The organism is Bradyrhizobium sp. 41S5 (assembly GCF_011516665.3).
Taxonomy (GTDB): Bacteria; Pseudomonadota; Alphaproteobacteria; order Rhizobiales; family Xanthobacteraceae; genus Bradyrhizobium; species Bradyrhizobium quebecense.
Map to the genome: position 1 here is coordinate 6641351 of NZ_CP083721.1, position 23626 is coordinate 6664976.

Below are 23626 nucleotides of genomic sequence, written 5' to 3' on the forward strand. Positions count from 1 at the left end.
GGGGGACAACGCCCCTGCACAAACCGGGGTTCCAGAACCGCCTTGGCCCATTGCGCCGCAGCGTGTATCAGGGGTCAAATTTTGATCTGATCAGGAACTTTCGCGTGCCCCAGGATCCCACGAAGAAGCCGCTCATCAACCTCCTGTCGGGCCACCGGCAGGCCGTGCCGCCGCTCTGGATGATGCGGCAGGCCGGCCGCTATCTGCCGGAATATCGCGAGCTGCGCGCCAAGGCCGGCGGCTTCCTCGATCTCTGCTTCACACCCGAATTCGCCACCGAGATCACGCTGCAGCCGATCCGCAGGTTCAACTTCGACGCCGCGATCATCTTCTCCGACATCCTGGTGATCCCCTACGCGCTCGGCCGTGCGGTGCGCTTCGAGGCCGGCGAAGGGCCGCGGCTCGATCCGCTGGCCACGCCCGGCGAAATCGCGACGCTGGCCACCCAGGCCGATTTCGACAAGCTTGAGCCGGTGTTTGAAGCGCTGCGCCGCGTCCGCCGCGAGCTTGCGCCGAACATTACGCTGATCGGCTTCTGCGGCGCGCCATGGACGGTTGCGACCTACATGGTGGCCGGACAGGGCACGCCGGACCAGGCCCCCGCACGGATGCTCGCCTACCGCCATCCGGACGCGTTTGCCAAGATCATCGACGTCCTGGTCGAGAACTCGATCCACTATCTCGTCGGCCAGCTCAAGGCCGGCGCCGACTGCCTGCAGATCTTCGACACCTGGGCCGGCGTGCTGCCGCCACGCGAGTTCGCCCGCTGGTCGATCGAGCCAACCCGGCGCATCGTTGCCGGGGTGCGCAAGCAGGTCCCCGGTGCCCGGATCATCGGCTTTCCGCGCGGCGCGGCGGGCATGCTGCCGGCCTATGTCGAGCAAACCGGCGTCGATGCCGTCTCGATCGATTGGGCCGCCGAGCCGTCAATGATCCGCGAGCGCGTGCAGAGCCGCGTCGCCGTGCAGGGCAATCTCGATCCGCTGGCCCTGATTGCCGGCGGCGCCGCGCTCGACCGCGCGGTGGACGATGTGCTGGAGAACTTTGGCAGCGGCCGGCTGATCTTCAATCTCGGTCACGGAATCCTGCCGGAAACGCCGATTGCCCATGTCGAGCAGATGGTCGCACGGGTCCGCGCGTATAAGGGGTGAGGTCTCTCACCGTCACCCCTGAGGTGGCCGCTCCTTCAGCGGCCCTCGAAGGGTCGACGGCCCGTCTGTGGCCGTTCATCCTTCAAGGCTCGCCCAGCGGCGCAATTGCGCCGCAAGGCTCGCACCTCCAGCGACAAAGGCTTGCCCTTGCGCGGGGATGACGGATCACGTCTTACCTCGCATCTTCCAAAATCATATCCGAGGCCTTCTCCGCGATCATGATCGTCGGTGCGTTGGTGTTGCCCGACATCAGGTCCGGCATGACAGACGCATCGACCACGCGCAGACCCTCGACACCGCGCACCTTGAGCCGCTGGTCGACGACCGCCAGCGCATCGTTGCCCATCCGGCAGGTCGAGGTCGGATGATAGACCGTGCTGCCGGTGCGGCGGCAGAAATCGAGCAAATCGTCGTCGCTCACCACCTTGGCGCCGGGATCGACTTCCCCGACCGAGTATGACTTGAGCGCCGGCGCGGCCAGGATCTTGCGCAGGATGCGGATGCCGTCGATGAAGGCGCGGCGATCGGTCTCGGTCGCCAGATAGTTGATGCGGATTTCCGGCGGCACGCTCGGGTCCGCGCTCCGGATCTTTAGCGAGCCGCGGCTCTCCGGGCGCAGCTGGCAGACCGAAGCCGTGAAGCCCGAGAACGGATGCAGCTTCTCGCCCATCTTGTCGGTGGAGAACGGCAGGAAGTGGATCTGGATGTCAGGCGACGCCAGCCGCGGACTGGTCTTGAAGAATGCCCCCGACGTACCGGCGGCAATCGTCAGTGGCCCCTTGCGCAACGCCGCGTAGCGCAGGCCGGCCATGACGCGGCGCACCGGATTGTTGATGACGTCGTTCAGCGTGACGCTCTGGGCGCAGCGCGTGACGATGCGCACCTGCATGTGATCCTGCAGGTCGTTACCCACGCCGGGCGCATCGAGCAGAACCTCGATGCCATGCTGCCGCAGCAGATCGGCCGGGCCGACGCCGGAGAGCTGCAGCAATTGCGGCGAGTTGTACGCGCCGCTCGACAACAGCACCTCCTTGCGCGCCTTGGCCGTGCGCAACTGCCCGTTCTGCCTGTACGCGACGCCGCTCGCGCGCTTGCCATCGAACAGGACGCGCTGCGCCAGCGCCGACGTCTCGACATGCAGATTGCCGCGCGTCAGCGCCGGCCGCAGATAGGACCGCGCCGTGCTGGCGCGCCGGCCGCGCCGCGTCGTGGTCTGGAAGAAGCCTGCGCCCTCCTGGGTCGCGCCGTTGAAATCCGGATTGGTCGGGATGCCGACCTCGGCCGCGGCATGCACGAAAGCTTCCGACAGCGGATCGTGGTGCCGCCAGTCCGACACCGGCAGCGGACCGCCCGCGCCGTGATATTTGTCGCCGCCGCGCTGCTGATCCTCCGCCTTCCTGAAATAGGGCAAGACGTCGTCATAGCCCCAGCCGGCATTGCCGCGCTGCCGCCAGCGGTCATAATCCTCGTGCTGGCCGCGCACATAGAGCAGGCCGTTGATCGAGCTGGAGCCGCCGAGCACCTTGCCGCGCGGCTGGAACACCTGCCGCCCGTTCAGGCCGGGCTCGGGCTCGGTCTGGTACATCCAGTTGACGGATTTTTCCTTGAACAGCTTGCCGTAACCGAGCGGGACATGGATCCAGATATTGGTGTCCTTCGGCCCGGCCTCGAGCAGCAGCACCGAATGCCTGCCGTCGGCGCTCAGGCGGTTGGCCAGCACGCAGCCGGCCGAGCCGGCGCCGACGATGACGTAATCATACTCGGCGACGTCGTTCGGCGACGCGCCATCGTTGTTGTTGTTCATTGGTTTCCCCCGGGCCATGCGGCGCGGCCGGCAGGGTTGCGCCCCTGCCCAGCATTGGCAAGAGACGTAGCGAGCGTGGCAGAGACGGTCAAGAAAGTTAGCTGACGATCCGGAGCGGTACCACCGGACCTTTGACCGCAGGATCGGCGGCCACAAACCATCAACGCGACGGGCGCGTTCAGCTCTCCGCTTTTCGCCGCCGCGTACCGGCGCGCTGCTGGTTCCGGCGCGGCGGCTTGGTCGCCGTCTGATCCACGCGGGAGCCGGACGGCTGGCCGTATTTCGCCGACGCCGCCTCCAGCGAGGTCTCCTCATCGGGCACATGGAGGCTGGAGAGAAAATCCGCACCGGCGCGCATCACGTGCTCGGCGGCAAGCGTGGCGGCGGCGCGCTCGTCGCCGGCGATGATGGCGCGCAGGATCGCGGCGTGCTCATCCCAGGTCCGCGCCTGGCGCACCGGATCGGTGGGCGAGAACAGCATCGCCGTGCGTTCGCGCAGCCGCTTCAGCAGATCGGCGAGCACGCGGTTGCGGCCAGCCTCCGCCAGTTCATGATGGAATTGCTGGTTGAGATCCGACAACAGGTCGTAGCGCCGTCCCGCGACCGCCTCGTTGCCCTGCTTCAACACCGCCGCGATCCGCTTGATGATGCTCTCTTCGCGGCGCCGAGCAGCCAGGCGCGCGTTTTGTCCCTCGAGTAGCGCGCGGACTTCGACGGTCTCGCGCGCTTCCTCATCGCTCATCGTGATGACGGAGGCACCGCGCCGCGCCGTCACCTCGACGAGCCCCTCCGACTCCAGCACGCGGATCGCCTCGCGCACGGGATTGCGGGAAACACCGAGCTCATCGGCGAGCCGGCCCTCGACCAGCCGCTCGCCGGGCTTCAGCCGCCGGCTCAGGATCGCCTGCCGCAGCTCCTCGATGACCCTGCCGTGGAGGGAGAGGTAGTCGTCGCCGAGACGTTTGGAGCTTCCGAGCTTGCCTGCCATGAACCGACCTGTCCGGCCGCGCTTCGCTCAATGCATGGACACCGGAGGTCCAGCGAGCTGCCAGAGTCCTGGCCGAATGACCGCTGTTGCGAATTTAGACCGCCGGCTGCATGCCATCAAGCCGCGCTCATTCGCCGTCAACAGCTACAGGTCGAGCCGGCGACGCCGCGGCTTTCGGCACCCACGACACGCTCACGCTGCCGGTGAGAAAGGTCTGGCACGCCATCCGATAGCCGGCGGCGAACTGCGCGTCGGTGAGGTGCTTCCGCTCCTTCGGCTTGATCGCATCGGTGTTCTCGATGCCTTTCTCGATCAGGCATTTGCAGGTTCCACACAGGCCGCCGCCGCACTTGAACGGAATGCCGCCCTGCTCGCGCAGCGAGACGCGCAGCAGATTGCTGTTCTCCGCGGATGTGACGGTTTTCCCGCCATTGGTCAGAAACGTGACTTCGATCATCCTGCCATCCGCTCAGCGCTTGCGCAGCTTGGTGTCCATGTGACCGAAGGTGATGAGGTGCTCGAGTTCGTGCAGCGCCCGCTCGGGCGTCTCGAACTTCTCGAGGAATTTCGAGGGCACCTCGTTCACGATCGGCGGCGACCAGGCCTCGTCGATCACCCTGACCTTGGTCTCCTCGACCAGCTCGGCGATCACGAACGTTGCCTTCCTGATCCCGTAGAACAGGTAGTCATAGGCCGCGAGCGGCCGCAGGCCGTCAGCGATCTCGGTACGAAACTGCCCCGGCTTGCTCGTCAGTATCACATACATCGGTCACGTCCTCCCAACCGCGGCGCCGGCCGGCGCGACGACGTCGACCAGCGGGGCTGCCTCCTGCGACAGTTCAACGTCATGCGTGAGCCAGAGCTGGCAAGCGAGCCGATATCCCTGCTCGATCCTGGCACCGAGGCGCTTCTTTTCCTTCCAGTTCGGCTCCGGCAAGTGCTCGCCGCCCTTGATGATCAGCGACGCGCACTTCCCGCACTTCCCCATCCCGCAGCCGTAAAGGAAGTTGGGGTAGGGAAACTGGCGGATGCCGGCGCGGACGACGAGATTGGTGTTCTCCTTGACCTCGCCGACAAAGGTCTCGCCGTTGCGGTGAAAGATGACGTTGGGCATCGCGCCGCTGCTCCCCGCGACTCAGGCCTGCAACAGCACGCGTTCCTCAGCGGAGACGCCGCTGGCAAGATCGAGCTCAGCCAGCGGAATGTCGCTTGCGACATAGTCGTGGTACAGCGCGGTCGTGTAGAGCAGCCGCATCTGTGCGCCGATCTCGCAGATCTTGAGGCAACGCTGCTGCAGCTCGACCGTATTGGCGTGCTCGAGCACGATCTGGTAGCCGCGCTCGCCGTGAATCTCGTCCGACACGATGTGAAGGTCGAAGAACTCGACTTCCTCATCGGTGAATTTGTACTTCTCGCGCAGGGTCGGCGTCTGCTTGCGATAGATCGAGGGGACCTGCGACTCCAGACCGACCACGAGGCCGGCCACAGCGACGATCGGATCCTCGCGCATCGCGACCGCATAACACCAGCTCTGCAGCCCGCGCGTCGTCGGCGTCATGTTGTCGGGGTTCTTGATGCGCGCAGCGGTCGTGCCGCAGGCCTCCGCGAAGCGGATCAGCAGATCGGTGTGACGGTCGCCCCCGATCTCCTCCTCATACATATTGGCGAGCAGGAAGTCCTTGGCTTCCTGGTACTGCTCCGGCATCCGCGCATAGATGTAGCCGAGGTAGTCGGCAAACGGACCGACATAGTGGTAGTGGTTTTCGGCCCAGCGCGCGAGATGCGCGCGGCTGAGCTTGCCGCTCGCCCAGGCGACGCTGAACGGAGCCTTGTTGGCGCTCTTTCCCTTGATGGCATTTTCGAGGGCCGCTCGAAATTCCACGTGATCCATCAGCTTTTGCATCGTGGCGCTCCTGTGCCGTGAAGAAATGGCCGTCCGGCCGCGGACCATCGGTCCGATTTTGGTTGGCTATTTCGGTATACTGTATACTATATTTGCGCCTGTCAACACTGAAGGCCGGGTTCCCCGCCCTCCATCGCACCCGACACCAACCGCATTGAATCGCCGATATTTTGTGCGCTTTGTGCACAAATATGCGGTCGAAGATACTCCCATCCTTCTGCGACGCACGGATCGCCAGCCCGCAATTTGCGCTTGCCATAGCGGAATACAGTATACATTATTCGCGGCATTAGAGGGGGAAGCAACAACCATGCAGCACGCTCCGATCGTTGCCGCGCACTGGATCTATTTGCTCGGCGTGGCCGTCATCGTTCTCACCATGATCTGGCGCGCCAACGTCGTTGTGCCCTCGGTGATCGCGACACTCCTGGTCGCGCTTGCGTGGACGCACAGCCCGGTCGCGGCACTTGCCAGCGTCTTCAACGCGAGCTTCACCGCCGCCAGGGAGCTCTTCAACATCTTCCTGGTGATCGCGCTGATGACGGCGCTGCTGAACGCGCTCAAGGTGCTGCGCTCGGACATTCGCATGGTCGAGCCGTTCCGCGCCATTATGAAGAGCGGACACACCGCCTACTTCGTGCTTGTCGCCATCACCTATGTGATCTCGCTGTTCTTCTGGCCGACGCCGGCAGTGCCGCTGGTTTCCGCGGTGCTGCTGCCCGCGGCGATTGCGGCCGGCCTGTCGCCGCTCGGCGGTGCCATTGCGATCGCGATCGCCGGACAGGGCATGGCGCTGTCATCGGACTATGTGATCGGCGTCGCGCCCGGGATCAGTGCCAAGGCTGCCGGCGCCGCGGTCAGCGCCGCCACCGTCGCGGACCGCGCGCTGGTGCTGTCCCTCATCACGGGCGGCATCGCATTGACGCTCGCCTATCTTTCGATCCGCAAGTCGATCACCAAGCCCGACGACCGGCTGCTGGAGCGCTGGCAGGCGCAGTCGAGCAATGGCGAATTGGCGCGGCTGGAGCAGGAGGGCACTTTCGACAAGGCGGAGATCGCGCGCGGCACTGCCGACGGCCAGCGGCCGCTTGCGACCCAGGCGCAGATCGACAAGGAACTCGCCGGGGTGCCGACGCGCCGCGAAGGCTGGTCGAAATTCTTTGCGGTTGCGACCCCGCTCGCCTTTCTCTGCGTCATCGCGGTGATGGTGCTGGCCAAGCTTGGCATCGGCCACGACCTCAAGGGCGGCGACGCTGCCGCACTGGTCGGCGGCGTCGCCGCGATCCTGATGATCTGCGCATCCTTCATCACCGATGACCTGCGCAAATTCCTCGATACCAGCGCCGACCACGTCACCGAAGGTTTCGTCTTCGCATTCAAGGCGATGGGCTCCGTGCTGCCGATCGCGGGCTTCTTCTTTCTCGGCGCCGAGCCGGGCCTGTCTGCGCCGATCCTCGGGGTGCCCGCGGCCCAGGCGCCGAGCCTCCTGTTCGAACTGATCCAGACCGCTCAGGCCTGGATCCCCGGCAACGAGATTTTCGTCGCCTTCGGCATCCTGATCGCCGGCATGATCACCGGCATCGACGGCTCGGGCTTTGCCGGCTTGCCGCTGACCGGCTCACTGTCGGGCGCGCTGGCACCGTCGGTGGGAATGGAGCCCGCAACGCTCGCCGCGGTCGGCCAGATGGGCGCGGTGTGGACCGGCGGCGGCACCCTGGTGGCCTGGTCGTCGCTGATCGCAGTGGCCGGCTTCGCGCGCGTGCCCGTCTTCCAGATCGTGCGGACGGCGATGATCCCCGTATTGACCGGGCTCGCGGTGTCGACCGTCTGCGCGGTGCTGATCTGGCATTGAGGAGAATCCTGTGACGATAGCTGAAACGACGATACGCAACGCGCACCCTTCCGCGGAGGGCAGCGCAGGGATCGAGGAATTTCCGAACCTGATCGCCGGCGAGCGGGTCGCAAGCGCTTCCGGCAGACTGTTCGTGAACATCAATCCCGCCGACACCAGCGACCTGGTCGGACGCTTCCAGGAATCGACCGCCGCCGATGCACAAGCGGCCGTCGATGCCGCGGCCGCGGCATTCGAGGGCTGGCGACGGACGCCGATCTCCAAACGCGCCACCATCCTGAACCGGGCCGCGGATCATCTCGAGGCCCGCGCCGATCACATCGCGCGGGAGATGACGCGGGAAATGGGCAAATCGCTCGGCCTCGCCCGCGACGAGGTGCTCCGCTCGGCGCAGACCCTGCGGTTCTATGCCGTCGAGGGACAGTCGCTCACCGGCGAGGTGTTTCCGAACGACGATGCAGACATGACGGTCTATACGTTGCGCGAGCCGCTCGGCGTCGTGTCGGTGATCACGCCCTGGAATTTTCCGACTTCCATCCCGGCGCGCAAGATCGCGCCGGCCCTCGTCACCGGCAACACGGTGGTGTTCAAGCCGTCGTCCGATGCGCCGCTCAGCGGCTATCGCCTGGCGGAGGCGCTGATTGCGGCGGGCCTGCCGAACGGCGCCCTCAACTTCATCACCGGCAAGGCCGGCGAGATCGGGCCTGCGATCACCGAGCCGCCGGTCATTCGCGCGATTTCCTTCACCGGGTCGACGTCCGCCGGCGAACAGATTTGCCGCGCGGTCAGCTTCACGACCCGCACGCAGATGGAGCTCGGCGGCAAGAATCCGCTGATCGTCATGGACGACGCCGACCTTGATCTGGCGGTCGATTTGACCGTCAAAGGCGGCCTGTCGCTGGCCGGCCAGGCCTGTACCGGCACCAGCCGGGTCCTGGTCATGAAGCAGGTGCGAGCCGAGTTCACCGCACGGCTGCTCGCCAAGGTGAAGGCGATCAAGATCGGCAGCGGCCTCACCGGCGGGATGGAGATGGGGCCGCTCGCCACAGCCAAGCAGCTCGAAACCGTGCTGCGCTATGTCTCGATCGGGAAAAAAGAAGCGACGCACCTCCATGGCGGCGACCGGCTCACCGGTGCAGCCTATGACGGCGGATACTTCGTCTCACCCGCGATCTTCAGCGATGTGACCCAGGACATGACGATCGCACGCGAGGAGATCTTCGGCCCGGTCATCGCGATCATCGAGGTCGACAGCTATACTGATGCGATCGCCAAGGCCAACGCCAGCGAGTACGGCCTGTCGGCCGCGATCGTAACTCGCAACCCGCGCGCGATGCACGATTTCGCCAATGACATCCAGTCCGGAACGGTCAAGATCAACCGCACCACGACGGGCAATTTGATCAACGCGCCATTCGGCGGATTGAAGCGGTCGAGCACCTCGACTTTCCGCGAGTCCGGCCGCACCGGCCTCGAATTCTACACCCAGATCAAGACGGTCTACCGCGGCACCTGAGCCGCGGTCGAAGACCCCACTCCAATCCTGGACCAGAGCGATGAGACAGTCCTTCAAACTTGAACTTGCCGAAGCCCGCCACATGATCGCGGCCGCGATCCGCAAATCCGCCGAGATCGGCGTTGCGGAAACGGTCTGCGTGACCGACGACGGCGGCTATCCGCTGGCGCTGGAGCGGATGGATGGCGCGCGGATCACCGGCCCGCAGATCGCCTGGAACAAGGCGTTCACGGCAGCCGGACACAAGCGCTCCACCCATTTGTTCAACCAGCCGCCGAACGGACCTGCCTTGCCTGGCAACGAGGCCTTCGGCATCCAGTGGAGTTTTGACGGAAAATTTGCCGTGTTCGTCGGCGGCTTCCCGATCGTCGTCGACGACGAGGTTGTCGGCGGCATCGGGTTGAGCGGCGGCAACGGCGAGCAGGACACCCAATGCGGCGTCGCGGCCCTGCAGGCCTTGCAGGAGCTGCTGCACGGTCATCGCGTGCTGGTCGCAGCCGACATCAAGAAGTGACTGATGTCGCCGGGAACGACGAACGCCTCGCGCCGAGACCTTCGAGCAGGTGCCCGACGAGCATATTGAGCTCGTCGGCGCTGCCGGCGGCACCGAAGACGTAACGATCAGGCCGCACGATGACCGCGGCGGCGCCATGTTGCCGCATCCAGTCGGCGAACAGCCCGTCGCGCTCGACCACGCTCAGAATACCATTGGCATCGGCGCTTTCACCCGACGTGGTGATGACGACTCGTTCGCCGGCGAGATGCTGCCAGGCGGCACGGGACGCGTCCGACAGCCACGCCATCGGCTCCGCGGCCACCGTCACGATCGCAAACTCCGGCCTCAGCAGATCGTCGAGCCGGCACGTTCGTCCATCCGGCGCACGCACATGCGGCTGCACGAACAGCCGCCCGGCCAGAACGGTATCGCGCCCGATCAGACCGGAGACGAGATCGGGAATGAATTTCTGCCTGATGGTTTCGGCCCTGCCGGCCTTCAGGTCGGCGCGCAGCCGCACGTCGCGTTCGGCGGCAGCCGCGGGATCGAGTTCGCCGATGATCTTGCCGAACTCCTTGGCGCTGGCGACAACGGCACGGACATGCGGCTTGCGCTCGATCTCGTAAGCGTCGAGCAGCGCCTCGCCGGCGTCACCGCGCAGCACCAGGCGCAGCTTCCATGCCAGGTTCACGGCATCGCGGATGCCGGCGCACAGCCCCTGCCCGAGGAACGGCGGCGTCTGGTGCACGGCATCGCCCATCAGGAGCACGCGGCGGTCGCGCCATCGCTGCCCGAGCAGCGCGTGGAAGCGATAGACCGCCGAGCGCCAGATCGTGAGGTCGGAAATATCGGTGAAGCCCTTCAGCAGCTTCACGACGTTGTCGGGCGCGCCGGCCGCCTCGGGATCCTCACCCGGCAACAGCTTGATCTCCCAGCGCCGCAGATTGCGCGGCCCCGGCACGAAGGTGCCCGGCCGCGACGGCCAGCAATACTGAAAGCTCCTGGCCGGCCGCTTGGCGGGATCGCTGGTCAGCGTATCCACCACCATCCACCATTCATCGAAGGCAAGGTCGTCGAGACCAATGCCGAGCTGCTTGCGCACGAAGCTGTTGGCGCCGTCGCAGCCGATCAGATAGCGCGCGCGGATCAGGAACTCCTCACCTTGCTCGCACCGCGCGGTCAACGTCACCGCGCGCTCGTCCTGCTCGAGCGCCACGCCGGCGGCTGCGAGGAAGACGTCAACCTGCGGATATTCGGCAAGCTTGTCGCGCAGCGCCTGCTCGAGGTCCGGCTGCACGAAGGTGACGTTCGGAATCCAGCCGAGCGGATACGGCGGCGGCATCGGGTCGAAGATCTTGATGATCTCGCCGTCGACGCCGAGATAATGCGAGCCGTTATGCGGGGCGATCGCCTGCTCCATGAAATCGCCGAGCCCGATCGCCTGCAGCACGCGCAGCGCCTCGTGATCGAGCGTGATCGCGCGCGGCTTGTCGTAGATGTCGGCAGTGCGCTCGACGACCGCGACGCTCAGGCCGGCTTTCGCGAGCAGATTGGCGAAGATGGCACCGACCGGCCCGAGGCCGACGATTGCCGCGTCATACATCGGACCATACCCGGGGTTCGCGAGGGACATTGGCATACTACTTCGCGAGGAAGCTCTCGAGCGTCAACGGATTCGGCTTCACCTGCGGCTCGCGGACCGCGACACCTTCGAACGGCGTCGCCTCCTCGAACCAGGCCCGCCGCGCCGGCAGTCCCCATGGAAGCGAGATCTTGTGGTCGGACGGATCCCAGCCGATCGGCTCGTTCTCGATGTCCATGATCTGGTAGTGCGTGTTGAACAGCTCGACGCGGTGCCCGTCGGGATCGCGCATATAGACATACATCGCGTGTCCCGGCCCGTGCCGGCCCGGACCGCGCTCGACGGCCGCGCCATAGCCGAACTCGCCGGCGAGATCGCAGGCGTTCAGCAAATGATGGACCTCGGGCGCGAGAAACGCGAAATGATGCAGCCGTGGTCCGGCGCCGTTGAAGAACACGATGTCGTGCGGATTGCCCTTGCGCTGCAGGAACACGCCGCGCAGATCGAACGTGCCGGCGGGCGCGATATACTCGCTGAGCCGGAACCCTGCCGCAGTATAGAACTCGCACGCCTTGCGCACCTCCGGCGTCAGCACCTGGTAATGATCGAGCCGCAGCGCCGACCCGCCGGCATGGCGGGTGAATTTGGTGATCATGCGCGGCTCGACCGGCATGGTCGCGCAGAACTCCAGCGGCGTGCCGGCCGGATCGGTCGCCTGCAGCGTTCGGCCCTGGTGCGGCACCTCGGCCCAGGCGGCCTCGCAGCCTTGCGCTTCGAGGAAGACCTTGAGCCGGTCGAGGTCATCGCCCTGGAACAACCGCAAGCCGAGCCGCGCGCAGACAGCGCTCTCGCTCTTGCGCAACACAAGGCTGTGATGACAGGCCTCCTCGACGCCGCGGAAATAGAGCGCATCACCCTCGTCCGCGGTCAGGATCAGCCCGATCACGTTTTCGTAGAACCGCCGGCTTGCCGCGAGGTCACGGACGGCCAGGACCACGTGGCTGGCCCGCGTGATCCGAAACCCGGGATCGTGGTTCGTGGTCGGCAAGCTCATGCGCACCTTCCGGTTTTGCCGGTGGCGGGAACCCAACTCATTGCGAAAAACCGGCGGGCGATCAAGCAGCGTAGTGGGCAATCTCTGCCGGTCCGTGACGTCACATCACGCATTTGTATCGATTTGTTAGCAATGCCTCCCGATGAAACCGAAGCGGGCGCCCGCGGTGGCACGGCCCGTTCCAATAGTTCATAGTTTGTCAAAGGTTTGCAGAGAATTCTTGGTCCCTGCGCATGGTCAAACCACGCAGCCGACGTGGTGACGCGCAGGCAATGTAGCGAGATGCGTATCGATCTCAGATCATATTTCGCGGCCCTGTTCGCGGGTGACCTCGCGGCCTTCGGCGCACCACCGACAGATGAAGCGCTTGCCGGCCACATCCGCGCCGAGCAGATTTCGCTCGTGCTCGGCTATTCCTACGGCATCATGCTGGCCAACGCCTGCAACGCGCTGGTGCTCGCGGTTGCGCTGTGGCAATCGCCGGATTGGGCCTTCGCGCTGGTGTGGGCCGCCGCCGTGAGCAGCGCGGCGCTGTTCTTCGGCATGCAGGTGCGCGCGTCGCGCCGCATCGCCAAGCCGCAATTCGTGTCGCGCCGAACCATGTACCGGCTGGTGCGCAATGCGCTGGCGCTCGGCGCCGCCTGGGGCGTCGTCCCGGTCGCCTTCTTCGCGAACGCATCGAGCGGCGCGCAATTGGTGATCACCTGTCTTTGCGCCGGCATGCTGGCTGGCGGCGCCTTCGCATTCTCCACCATCCCGATCGCCGCCATTGCCTTCACCGGGCCGATCTTCGTCGGCACCGCGATCTGCCTCGGCAGGGACGGCGACTTTGTCTATCTGCTTATGGTCGTGCTCGTCCTGGTCTACGGCTCCGTGCTGCTGCGCGGCGTGTTCGTCAATGCATTCGAGTTCAGGCGCCGCATCATCGCCCAGCACGAGGCCGAACGAACGGTGCGGCAGGATCCGTTGACGCATCTGCCGAACCGCGTCGCCTTCAACGAGGCGCTCAATGGCGCGCTGAGCCGACTGGAGCGCTCGGGCGAGGAATTCGCGGTGCTGCTGCTCGATCTCGATCGCTTCAAGGAGATCAACGACAGGTTCGGCCATCCGGCAGGCGACGAGCTCCTGGTGCAGCTTGCGGCCCGGTTGCAGCGCTGCACGCGCGCGGCCGAGCATGTCGCACGGATCGGCGGCGACGAGTTCGCGCTGATCATGTCCAATTTGACGCGGCCGGACGACGCGCTTGCGATCGCCGAACGGTTCGTCGCGGCCTTCGCCGATCCGTTCCCGATCGACGGGTTCGAGATCACCAGCGCGATCAGCATCGGCATCGTGCTCGCGCCGCGGGACGGCAACACCTCCCACGATCTGCTCAAGCATGTCGACATCGCGCTCTACCGGGCGAAGAAATCCGGCCCCGGCACGATCTGCTTCTTCGAGGCCAGCGACGACCAGTCGGCGCGCGACCGCCGCGCCCTGCAGCGCGACCTGGAACAGGCCATCGAGGCGGACCAGCTGTTTCTGGTCTACCAGCCGTTCCTCGACATCCGCAAAGGCCGCGTCACCGGCTTCGAGGCGCTGCTGCGCTGGCAGCATCCGACGCGCGGCCTGATCCCGCCAAGCGTCTTCATTCCAATCGCCGAGGAGAGCGGACTGATCCACCAGCTCGGCGAGTGGGTGATCCGCCGCGCCTGCACGATGCTGTCGCGCTGGCCGGACGACATCAGGATCGCGGTGAATTTCTCCGCGGTCCAGTTCCAGAACGTTGGCATCCTGCACACCATCGTCGAGGCGCTTGCCGAGGCCAATGTCGCGCCGAACCGGCTGGAGATCGAGATCACCGAATCGATGCTGATCTCGAAATACGGATCGGCGCCGGCGATCCTGAACGGGCTGCTCGAGCTCGGCCTGACGGTCGCGCTGGACGATTTCGGCACCGGCTTCTCGTCACTGACCTATCTGCGCAAGCTGCCGTTCAGCCGCATCAAGATCGATCAATCCTTCATCCGGGACATGCTGACCCAGCCGGATTGCGCCGCGATCGTCAAATCGGTGATCGGCCTCGCGCAGGACCTGCAGATCGGCGTCGTGGCCGAAGGCGTCGAGACCGCGGATCAGCTCGAATATCTGCGCCAGACCAGCTGCGACGAGGTGCAGGGCTATTTGATCGGCCGGCCGATGTCGGGCAGCGATATCTCCGCGCTGCTCGATCACAATCCGCAGTACTCGGTGCACGCGGCGTAGCGCTGATCGAACGCCCGCGCACCGGTCGGGCACATCACGGCGCGTCGGCGCGATGCAAGGTGTCCACCGTGATGGTGCCGCGGGCACGCGAGACGCATGCGCAGATCTTGCGGCTCTCCTGCTTCTGGTGGTCGCTGAAGAAGACGTCGCGATGGTCGATCTCGCCGTCGACATCGACCACGTCGAGCGCGCAGACGCCGCATTCGCCGCGCCGGCAGTCGCTCATCACCTCATGGCCGGCTTCGTTGAGCACGTCCAGCATCGAGCGGTCGCGCGGTATCACGAACTCGGTCCCCTCTCCCCTGAGCCGCACGCGGAACGCCTCGGTCGGCAGCAGTCCGCTCGATCCAAAGGTCTCGTAGCGCAGATCGGTGATCGGGCGGCCGGACGCTTCCCAGGCGCGCCGCGCGGCATCCAGCATCCGCATCGGGCCGCAGAACAACGTCATCGTATCCTGCGGCAAGTCTACGAAGACGTTATCGAGATCAAGCCGTCTGCCTTCGTCTCCGGCATGGACGATGAGCCGGTCGCAAAGCAGACGCTCGAGCGTATCGAGATAGGCCGCGTCGCCGCGCGTGCGCACCGCATAGTGCAATGTCACGCCGGCATCGCGGCGGACCAGCGCCTGTGCCGCACCGACGATCGGCGTGATGCCGACGCCACCCGCGATCAGGCAGAATTGCCGACGCGTCCAGTCGAGTTGCACCAGCGAGGTCGGCAGCGTGATGGAGAGCCGCGCCCCCGGCACAAGCGACCACATATAGCGCGAGCCGCCGCGGGAATCCGCCGCGTGCCGCACCGCGATCCGATAACCTTGCGGATCGACTTCGCCGACCAGCGAATAGGACCGGGTCTGCGGCTGGCCTTCGATGGTGACGCCGACATCGATGTGGCTGCCGACGGGATAGGGCGCGCCGGTGAAATTGTCCGGCCGCAGCAGGAATTCACGGATGCCGGGCGTGAGGTCGCGCGTTGCCAGCAGCGTGGCCGACGTCCAGGTTTCAATGAATCGCATGGCGCGCTCCGTTCAGCCGGCCGTGACCAGCGCCAGCGCCGGCAGCAGATCGAGGTGCGTGCGGTTGCGCAGCGCCAGCCGCAGATTGCGTGCCGCAAGCCGGGCATGCTCGCGCATGATCGCTTCGGCGCGCGCGCCCTCCCGGTTCTCGATGGCGTCGACCACCACGCGATGATGGTCCTGCGCGATCAGCAGGATCTGGCGCGCCTCGGGCAAGGCCGATTGCGCCATCACGAAGCCGCTCGGCGAGGCGAACGGCAGCGCCGAGGCGCGGTCGATCTGCCGGATCAGCGGCGGACTGCGCGACAGCTCGGTGAGCTGTGCGTGGAAGCGCGCATTGAGCGCGACATAGGACGAAAACGCTTCGACCGAGATCGGATCCTGCCGCACCAGGCCGTCGATCTCGCTGAGACATTCCTTCAGCGGCTCGAGATCGCGCGACGACACGCCGCGCTCGGCGGCAAAGCGCGCGGCAAGCCCCTCCAGCGTGCCGCGCAGCTCGATCGAATCGAGAATGTCGCGCTCGGAAAATGCCTTGACCATGAAGCCACCGGACGGGATCGCCTCCAGCAGGCCTTCCTCCTCCAGCCGAACCAGCGCCATCCGCACCGGCGTGCGCGACACCCCGGTGATCTCGACCGCCTGCAGTTCCGAGATGCGCTCGCCGGGACGCAGCCGGCCCGAGAGAACCAGGTCGCGCAGCGCGAGTTGCGCCCGCACGGTGTGCGATACTGAGCGATCGGCTTCGCGCTCCGCCATGGCTCGGCCTACTCCGCCGCCTGCAGCTGCTGCGACGGATTTTCCTTCGCCACCATGCGGTCGATGACGCGCCGCGCCCACATCGCGCCGGTGTCGATATTGAGGTTGTAGAACACGCGGTCCGGATTCTCGTCCATCGCGCGCTGTTGCGCTTCCAGGATGATCTCGTCCTCGTGGAAGATGCCGGCAACGCCGTCGCGGATTTCGCTGGTCAGGCGCTGCTCGGTGATGCGGTGATTGCGGACGAAGGCCCAGAAGTAATGACAGGTCTTCTCGGTCTCCGGCGTGATGGTGTTGAGCACATAGCCGTTGACGCCCTGCGAGCGATCGCCCTCCGGCGCGCCCGACCCGGCCGGCGCGACGCCGACGTCGATGTTGACGGTGCACGGCGCCTCGAAACGGATGATCTGCCAGCGATCGATCGGGCCCGGCTTCTGCAGCTGCTTCGCCCAGAACGGCGGCGCCTCGATGCCCCTCATCCAGCGCGTGACGGTCACGGTCTTCTCGCCATGGGTGACGTCGAACGGCGCTTCGGCGACCGCATCATTGCCGATGCTCGAGCCGTGCACGAAGGTCTCGTGGGTCAGGTCCATCAGATTGTCGACCACGAGGCGGTAATCGCATTTGACGTGAATGGTCTTGCCGTCGCCGGCCCATGCCGGATCGTGATTCCAGTGCATGTCGGGCACCAGCGCGGGATCGGCCAGCGCGGGATCGCCCATCCAGAGCCAGATGAAACGATGGCGCTCGACGACCGGATAGGCGCGGACGCAGGCCGACGGATTGATCGTCTCCTGCGAAGGCATGAAGGTGCAGCGGCCCTGCGCATTGTATTTCAGGCCGTGATAGCCGCAGACCACGGTATCGCCGTCGAGCCTGCCCTTGGACAACGGCACGAGGCGATGCCAGCAGGCATCCTCGAGCGCCACGACCTCACCGTCGCCCTTCCGGTACATCACGACATGCCTGCCGCAGATCGTCCGCGGCAACAGCGCGTGCTTGATCTCGGCGTCCCAGCCGGCCGCGTACCACGCGTTCATCGGAAAAGATCTTGGCATCGGTCGCCCTCTCGAGTTCTGTCCGGATACTCGATGTATACATTAGTCTCCCACGCTTAGCAATTGAGGGTATTATAATCCGCAGTTTCGCGGATTTATGTATACAGTTCTTAAGAGATAAGAAGCTGCGAGATTTTTCCGGCGCATTCCGCCACGCCAACCGCGCATCGCCCGGCGCTTTCGCGCCGGAGGCCAGGAGACTCATTGGGGATTGACGGATTCGCTGAACCGGCCGCGCCGGTGTGCGGCCTACGAGTTCGACGCCGCGCGGGTCGAGGCCGACTTGACGTCCTTGATGCTGACCACGACGGCGATGCGCTTGATCGTGCCGCTGCGATAGGCCTGCAGGAATTTGTCGTAGTGCTTGACCGAGATGCAGCCGTTGGAGTCGCCGTTCGGCCCGAGCATGTAGCTGTGCACGAGCAGGCCGACACGCCCGAACGTGTCGCTGCCATCGACCGGGGTCATGCGCAGCGCGGGCACGCCGTGGAACAGCTTCTCGCGAGGCTTCATCTCGTAGACGCCCGGCGGCGTCGCACCGGCGTTGCGGGCGTTCACATGCGACGGATCGTCGAGCAGATTGCCGAGCCCCGAATGCGCTTCGAACTTCGTGCCGTCGGGCATGTACACGATGCGGCCGCTGATGTCGTAGACCGCCGTGGTGCTGTCATAACCGAGCGCGCCGAGATCGGGGCTCGGGCCGGACAACAAGCCATCATTCGGATCGATCGAGGCAAGCTGCAGCTTGCCCGGCATCATGTCGGCGATCTTCTGCAGGAACGTCCGGTTGTCGCCCTGCTGCACCGGCGCCTGCGGCGGCTGATCATTGCGCGCCAGCAGGTTGGCCTCGGCTGGCCGCGATCGCGGCATCGGCACGGCGGATGCTGCGGTCGTGGTCGTGGCCGCGACGGATGCCGTCGCCGGCTGGCTGGTCGGCAGCTCGGTCTGGGTGTCACGCAGCTGGCCGGCCAGCGCGTCCTCGATCTGACCGAACTCGGAATTGAAATCCCCGCGGCTCGAACGGAACCCGCGGCGCAGAGGATAATAGAGCGAAGCCGTATTGATCGTGGAGCGAGAGCCGAAGCGATCGTCGAAATTCAACGAGGCGGTGGTGTTGGCGAGTGCCGGTCCATGCAGCCAAGCGGTAGGGTCGATGCCGACCATCCAAGCGGCAAGGCCAGACGACAGGACGAGCGCGCTCACGGCGAACGCCGTGCTGCCCACCAGAGACGTGCCGCGGTTCGACTTGCGCGCGGCAGCTTTCGTCGTACGTTGACCCATCATCCCCAAGTCGGTGCTCTGGGGCCTGTTACCCGGCCCACGCTGGATTCACCGTTTGCTCATTATATCAGGGAATTAGAGTAAGGCATAATCGAGACGAAGCGGGCAATGACAGGATTTTTAAACGTTTTTCGGATGGAAAGTGCCAGGGAATCAGCCCCGGGCAGGCCGAAATGGCCGACAAAGTCCCGATTCGGGACAATTTCGGCGGCTCAGGCGATCTTTTCTTCCCGGAGGGTGAGCACCGGGACCGGCTTCCCAATGGCGTAACCTTGGGCGTAGTCGACCCCGATCTGGCGCAACTCGTCCAGGATCGCGAGGCTCTCGACGAATTCGGCGACCACCTGCTTCTGCATGATCTTCGCGGTCTTGGTGATCATCTCGACCATCGCGCGATCGACCTTGCTGTTCAGTATCTCCTTCACGAACGAGCCGTCGATCTTGATGATGTCGACCGGCAGGTGCTTCAGATACGCGATCGAGGACATGCCGGTGCCGAAATCGTCGAGCGAGAAACTGCAGCCGATCTTGCGCAGCCGCGCGATGAATGTCTGCGCCTCGTCGAGATTCGAGATTGCGCTGGTCTCGGTGATCTCGAAACACACCAATGCCGGCGAAAAATCATGCTGCGCGAACAGCTCGGCGACGAAGTCGACGAAGTCGCTGTCGCCGATCGTGGCGCCGGAGAGATTGATGGCGTAGCTCACAATCCTGCGCGGATGATGCTTGCGCTCGGCGATGATCTCGAAGGCGCGGCGAACCACCCAGCGGTCGATCAGCGGCATCAACCCATAACGTTCGGCCGCAGGCAGGAAGCTGCCGGGCGGCACCAGCGCGCCGCTCTCGTCGCGCAGCCGCAGCAGCAGTTCGCGCCGCTCATTGCCCTTCAGCGCACCGTTGATCGGGCGGATCTCCTGCTCGTAGAGGCAGAACCGGCCCTCGTCCAATCCCTTGCGGATGCGATTGACCCAGCTCATCTCGGCGACACGCACCGCCATGCCGGTATCGGACGGACGGTGTTCCTGGACGCGGTTGCGTCCCTTGTCCTTGGCGAGGAAGCAGGCGACATCAGCGAGGCGCAACGCGTCCTGCACGCCGGCGCTGTCACAGAGCGCGACCAGGCCGATGCTCGCGCTGATCCGGAAGCTCGACCCCTCATGGACGAAGCTCGACTGCTCGACCACCGCCCTGATCCGCTCCGCGACATCGGCAGCAACGTCGTGCGTGGCGGAGCCATCGTCACGCAGCAGAATGCCGAATTCGTCGCCGCCGAGGCGCGCAACCACCCCGCAGTCGCCGACCTCGGCCGCCAGTAGCCGCGCCACCTGCTTCAGCAGCCGGTCACCCGCCATGTGGCCGCAGGTATCGTTGACGATCTTGAACTGGTCGAGGTCGATCAGCATCAGATCGGCGCCCATGACCGGCGAGCCCGACATCGCCTTGTGCAGTTCGAACTCGAACTGTCGTCGGTTCGCAAGGCCGGTGAGCGCGTCATGAGACGCAGCCCACGCCAATTCCTCGACCAGCCGCCGCTCGGCCGTCATGTCGTGAATGATCATGACGCGGCCGGCCGGTTCGCCGGCATGCACGATCGGGGTCTCGACCACCGAGACCGGCACGCTGGAACGGTCCGGCCGCACCAGCAGCCGCTGCTGCGGCCGGCTTTCGTCGTCGGAATCCGCACTCTGCAACGATCCCCGCACCGGCTGCTCGGCAATGTTGAACAGTGACGAGAGCTGCCATCCGGTTACGTCCTGCCCCGACTCGATCAGCCGCTGCGCGGCGCCATTCATGTAGCCGACGCGATCATCCTGCGTCGTCACGATGACCGCGTCGCCGATCGAGGCCAGCGTGAGCTGAGCGCGCTCCTTCTCGACGGCGAGCGCGGTCTCGGCGAGCCAGCGCCGCCACAGCATCCGCCGGGTGTGGAACAGGACGATGCCGGCAAGGCAGACCGCGATCACGAGATTGACCAGCAGCAGCAGCGCGGAGACCTGACGCGACGCCTTCCCCAAATGGTCGGAGAAATCGACGGCGAGCGTGCTCAGGGCCGCGTCGACCGCACCGATCCGCTCGGCCCAGTGCTTGATGGTCGCAGCCGAGGGATCATGCAGCGCGACGTCGTTGGCGGCGTCGTTCCTGATTTCGATCAGCTGATCGAGCAGGGCGTCCGAATTCCGCCAGACCGTCACAGCGCCGGCCACGTGATGCATCGTGCGGAAATATTTGAACAGCCAGATCAGGCCGCCGATGTCGTCGTCATGATTGCCCGCTTTGGCGAAGCCGGCTCGGGCCACGGCGTCGTTGTTGCCTGGCGCTTCCAGCGCGAGCCGCGCCGTGCGATCGGCCAGCGGCACCGCGATCGCGGCATCGAACTTCTGCAGATAAAGCGGCGCGCCGGTGCTGACATAGATCTGGAGGTCGTGAATGGCGTCCTTCTGCCCCTTCGACCACAGGCTCTCGCCCGCCACATAGGCCCGCACCGCGGACATCACCTGCAGGCTGCCGGCCGACAGACCGCCAAGCAGCAACACGATCGCGAGCAGAGGCCCAACCACCCGCCACAGTGACCAGCTTCGAAACGAAAAGAACATGCCCAATGCGCCCGACCCTGAAATGTCGGGTAAGCCTAGGAATGCCGGCTTAACCTCACGTTGCAAAACGCGATGAGTTTGAAACGACTTGGCTGTAACGCAATTGCGTCAAACTTTACCCATCGCGTCGAACGGAGCTCGCGCTCAGGGACGCAATGTCGGCGACGTGTTCGGGGCCGGCGCGTGCTCCATTTCGGCCTCTTCGGGCAGCTTGTCGGCATGGACGGCAAGCGGCGTGCCGATCCAGAGCGGATCGTCGCGATGATCGCGGCGCGGATTGGTCGTGTTGGGATGGACCAGGATGCTCAGGCTGCCATGGTTCAGCATCAGCCACGGCACCAGGGTCGGAAACAGCTCGGCCGCAAACGCCACCTGATACATCGCCTGGTCGTGCGGGCCGACCTTGACGTCGTGCCAACGCCCGAGCGTGACCAGGAAACGCTCGCCCATCCAGTTGCGCAGGCGTTCGGCCTCGCCCCGGCCTGAGGTGGGGTCGTAATAGACATGGGCGTGATAGCTCGCGATCTCGCCGATCGTCCGTGGCCCGTCCGTCATCTCGCCTCTCCTTCCGCGGCCGATCACTTCCGCCGCAGTACACTGAACTGGAACGACTGCGTCGCGCCCCAGGGCGTGACGTGCAGGTGCGCCTCATGCGCGATCAACTCGAATGCCGGGCCGATGGTCCGGCTGAGCGTTGCGGGATCATAGCGCTGCACCGGCAGGCCGCTGCATTTTTCCGGACCGTCGAGCGCGAAGGTGCCGATCACGGCGTGGCCGCCTGCCTTGACGCCGCGATGCAGTCTCTCGAGATAGGCCGCGCGGTCGCTCTCCTCGACGAGAAAATGAAACGCCGCACGATCGTGCCAGATGTCGAAAGCCTGCTGCGGCTGCCAGACCGTCGCATCGTCGGCCACCCAGCGCACCGCAGCGCCGGTCGCGCCGATCCGTTCCCGCGCGCTCGCCAGCGCCGCTTCGGAGAGATCGAGCACGGTCAGATCATGAAAGCCCCTCGCCAGCAGCGCATCGACGAGGCGCGAGGCCCCGCCGCCGATGTCGATGATCGACGCATCGCGGCCGGGCGCGACGGATTCGATCAAACGCAGCGATGGCTGCGGATCGGCCTGCGACCAGCTCACCTGCTGCTCGCCCTTGGTCAGATAGACGGTCTGCCAATGCGACTGACGATCAGAAGCGGTCACGGCGATAGGTCCCGAAAGCGGCAGCAACCCGCGTTGCGCACCATTAACCATGAGCTAGGCGCGGCGGTCTCCCGCGTCAACCGGCAGCAGCCGACACGCACGTCTGCGCAGCAGCAAATGCCGCATTTGCATCGCCACATTTTCCATTTAACCTGATGGCGAGGTTGAGATCGGGGCGTCCGGGGATGGCCAATTTCGGCTGGACACGCGGCAACAAGCCTGCACAGACGGACGACGCCGCCAGCGACTTGCGCGGCCTCACCGATCCATCGGCGTTTCTCGCCGCACTCGACAAGGTGGTGCCGCGCTATCTCGATCTCGCCGACAATGGCGTGCTGGTCTATCCGGCTTGCAAGCGCAAGCCCGGCGACCTGCTCGGCGACAGCAGGGCGATCTGGGTGCACACGCGGCTCGAGGCGATGCGCTATATCCCGATGGTGCCGCGGAAAGACACCTCGCTGCTGGTCGATCCGGCGCGCCAGGCCGAGATGATCGACGCTTTCCTGCGCCAGCGCGCGCACGACAACACCGTCGTCGATTTCACGGGAACGGCGATCGAGGACTACGGCATCGCGATCTATGCGGCGCTGAACTGGCTGAACCATTGCGGCGCCACCGTGGGTGCCGATCCGCAGAAATTCTCCGGCACGCTACGCAGCTTCCGCAAGGTCATGGTCGTCGCCAGGCAGTGGTGGGCGCTCGACGGCGCCGCGGAGCGCTGCCGGCAGATGCTGGAGGCGCGCGAGCGGCCGCCGCTGGTGTTCTTCCTGCTGTGGGCCGAATGCACCAATTTGGCGCGCGAGATCGCGATCGCGGCGGCCGGCGCGGCGGCGACAGAAGACAGTATCGCGCGCATGCGCGCGGCCGAAGATCCGGAACAGCTGACGTAAAGCGGGATGAGGTTTGGTTGAATCGGCTTGCCGCGATTTCGGTTCACCTCTCCCGTCGGGAAGAGGCCGGATTGCTCTCGGCGATGCGAAGCATCGTCCGGTGCAATCCGGGTGAGGGCTCTTGCTCTCTCGATAAACCGTAACCCCTCACCCGATTTGCTGCGCAAATCGACGCAGGTCAGCTTGCCGGCGAACTTCTCGCGCATTGCATGCGTCATCTTTAGCTCAAGCAGGAAGCTG

21 protein-coding genes are annotated in these 23626 nt (G+C 65.4%); 6 read left to right on the forward strand and 15 right to left on the reverse strand.

The window, feature by feature from the left end:
* Nucleotides 1-104: 104 nt before the first annotated feature.
* Nucleotides 105-1151, forward strand: coding sequence for a uroporphyrinogen decarboxylase (gene hemE / locus HAP47_RS31925; RefSeq protein ID WP_173641159.1), 1047 nt, complete (start codon nucleotides 105-107; stop codon nucleotides 1149-1151).
* 172 nt (nucleotides 1152-1323) lie between these two features.
* Here the strand turns inward: hemE and HAP47_RS31930 are convergent, their stop codons facing one another.
* The 6 genes from HAP47_RS31930 to HAP47_RS31955 form a co-directional block, all read right to left on the reverse strand.
* Nucleotides 1324-2955 (reverse strand): GMC family oxidoreductase, encoded by a 1632-nt coding sequence (locus tag HAP47_RS31930; RefSeq protein ID WP_173641158.1) that lies wholly within the window; start codon nucleotides 2953-2955, stop codon nucleotides 1324-1326.
* Nucleotides 2956-3133: 178 nt separating this feature from the next.
* Nucleotides 3134-3943 (reverse strand): GntR family transcriptional regulator, encoded by an 810-nt coding sequence (locus HAP47_RS31935; protein ID WP_173641157.1) that lies wholly within the window; start codon nucleotides 3941-3943, stop codon nucleotides 3134-3136.
* 127 nt (nucleotides 3944-4070) lie between these two features.
* Complete coding sequence (locus HAP47_RS31940) at nucleotides 4071-4400, reverse strand: 2Fe-2S iron-sulfur cluster-binding protein (RefSeq protein WP_173641156.1); 330 nt, start codon at nucleotides 4398-4400, stop codon at nucleotides 4071-4073.
* A gap of 12 nt (nucleotides 4401-4412) precedes the next feature.
* Nucleotides 4413-4709: a ferredoxin gene (locus HAP47_RS31945; protein WP_092124473.1), complete on the reverse strand. Its 297-nt coding sequence runs from the start codon at nucleotides 4707-4709 to the stop codon at nucleotides 4413-4415.
* 3 nt (nucleotides 4710-4712) lie between these two features.
* Nucleotides 4713-5057: a 2Fe-2S iron-sulfur cluster-binding protein gene (locus HAP47_RS31950; RefSeq protein ID WP_092124472.1), complete on the reverse strand. Its 345-nt coding sequence runs from the start codon at nucleotides 5055-5057 to the stop codon at nucleotides 4713-4715.
* Nucleotides 5058-5078: 21 nt separating this feature from the next.
* The gene (locus HAP47_RS31955) at nucleotides 5079-5846 is read right to left on the reverse strand and encodes a TenA family transcriptional regulator (RefSeq protein ID WP_173641155.1); all 768 of its coding nucleotides are present in this window, start codon (nucleotides 5844-5846) and stop codon (nucleotides 5079-5081) included.
* A gap of 310 nt (nucleotides 5847-6156) precedes the next feature.
* On the opposite strand from HAP47_RS31955, the gene HAP47_RS31960 reads away from it, so the two are divergent.
* From HAP47_RS31960 to HAP47_RS31970, 3 genes are read left to right on the forward strand one after another with little or no spacing between them, the layout of a single operon-like run.
* Entirely contained in the window at nucleotides 6157-7698 is a 1542-nt protein-coding gene (locus tag HAP47_RS31960; protein ID WP_173641154.1) for a hypothetical protein, read from the forward strand.
* A 10-nt stretch (nucleotides 7699-7708) separates the two neighbouring features.
* Nucleotides 7709-9214, forward strand: coding sequence for an aldehyde dehydrogenase family protein (locus tag HAP47_RS31965; protein ID WP_210285328.1), 1506 nt, complete (start codon nucleotides 7709-7711; stop codon nucleotides 9212-9214).
* 40 nt (nucleotides 9215-9254) lie between these two features.
* Entirely contained in the window at nucleotides 9255-9728 is a 474-nt protein-coding gene (locus HAP47_RS31970; protein ID WP_173641153.1) for a GlcG/HbpS family heme-binding protein, read from the forward strand.
* On the opposite strand, the gene mhpA is transcribed toward HAP47_RS31970, so the two are convergent.
* Entirely contained in the window at nucleotides 9718-11343 is a 1626-nt protein-coding gene (gene mhpA, locus HAP47_RS31975) for a bifunctional 3-(3-hydroxy-phenyl)propionate/3-hydroxycinnamic acid hydroxylase MhpA (RefSeq protein WP_173641152.1), read from the reverse strand. The two genes, HAP47_RS31970 and mhpA, sit on opposite strands and share 11 nt — an antisense overlap.
* Nucleotides 11344-11350: 7 nt before the next feature.
* Nucleotides 11351-12346 carry a VOC family protein gene (locus HAP47_RS31980; RefSeq protein WP_173641151.1) on the reverse strand — a complete coding sequence of 332 codons (996 nt, stop codon included), beginning with the start codon at nucleotides 12344-12346 and terminating at the stop codon, nucleotides 11351-11353.
* A 282-nt stretch (nucleotides 12347-12628) separates the two neighbouring features.
* Here HAP47_RS31980 and HAP47_RS31985 point away from each other — a divergent pair, with 282 nt between their 5' ends.
* Nucleotides 12629-14590, forward strand: coding sequence for a putative bifunctional diguanylate cyclase/phosphodiesterase (locus HAP47_RS31985; RefSeq protein WP_173643023.1), 1962 nt, complete (start codon nucleotides 12629-12631; stop codon nucleotides 14588-14590).
* A 34-nt stretch (nucleotides 14591-14624) separates the two neighbouring features.
* Here HAP47_RS31985 and HAP47_RS31990 read toward each other — a convergent pair whose 3' ends face one another.
* The 7 genes from HAP47_RS31990 to HAP47_RS32020 all read right to left on the reverse strand — a co-directional run bounded on the left by HAP47_RS31990 (nucleotide 14625) and on the right by HAP47_RS32020 (nucleotide 22496).
* On the reverse strand, nucleotides 14625-15605 hold the full coding sequence (locus tag HAP47_RS31990; protein WP_173641150.1) for a PDR/VanB family oxidoreductase: 981 nt from the start codon (nucleotides 15603-15605) through the stop codon (nucleotides 14625-14627).
* 12 nt (nucleotides 15606-15617) lie between these two features.
* Complete coding sequence (locus tag HAP47_RS31995; RefSeq protein WP_173641149.1) at nucleotides 15618-16364, reverse strand: GntR family transcriptional regulator; 747 nt, start codon at nucleotides 16362-16364, stop codon at nucleotides 15618-15620.
* Nucleotides 16365-16372: 8 nt separating this feature from the next.
* A complete protein-coding gene (locus HAP47_RS32000) occupies nucleotides 16373-17422 on the reverse strand; it encodes an aromatic ring-hydroxylating dioxygenase subunit alpha (RefSeq protein ID WP_173641148.1) in 1050 nt (349 codons plus the stop codon).
* 249 nt (nucleotides 17423-17671) lie between these two features.
* Nucleotides 17672-18706 (reverse strand): DUF2778 domain-containing protein, encoded by a 1035-nt coding sequence (locus HAP47_RS32005; RefSeq protein ID WP_231168510.1) that lies wholly within the window; start codon nucleotides 18704-18706, stop codon nucleotides 17672-17674.
* 209 nt (nucleotides 18707-18915) lie between these two features.
* Entirely contained in the window at nucleotides 18916-21297 is a 2382-nt protein-coding gene (locus tag HAP47_RS32010; RefSeq protein ID WP_173641147.1) for a putative bifunctional diguanylate cyclase/phosphodiesterase, read from the reverse strand.
* 144 nt (nucleotides 21298-21441) lie between these two features.
* On the reverse strand, nucleotides 21442-21852 hold the full coding sequence (locus HAP47_RS32015; protein WP_173641146.1) for a DOPA 4,5-dioxygenase family protein: 411 nt from the start codon (nucleotides 21850-21852) through the stop codon (nucleotides 21442-21444).
* 23 nt (nucleotides 21853-21875) lie between these two features.
* The gene (locus HAP47_RS32020) at nucleotides 21876-22496 is read right to left on the reverse strand and encodes a class I SAM-dependent methyltransferase (protein ID WP_173641145.1); all 621 of its coding nucleotides are present in this window, start codon (nucleotides 22494-22496) and stop codon (nucleotides 21876-21878) included.
* Nucleotides 22497-22681: 185 nt separating this feature from the next.
* Here HAP47_RS32020 and HAP47_RS32025 point away from each other — a divergent pair, with 185 nt between their 5' ends.
* Nucleotides 22682-23386, forward strand: a complete 705-nt coding sequence (locus tag HAP47_RS32025; RefSeq protein WP_173641144.1) for a hypothetical protein — start codon at nucleotides 22682-22684, stop codon at nucleotides 23384-23386.
* Nucleotides 23387-23626 lie beyond the last annotated feature (240 nt).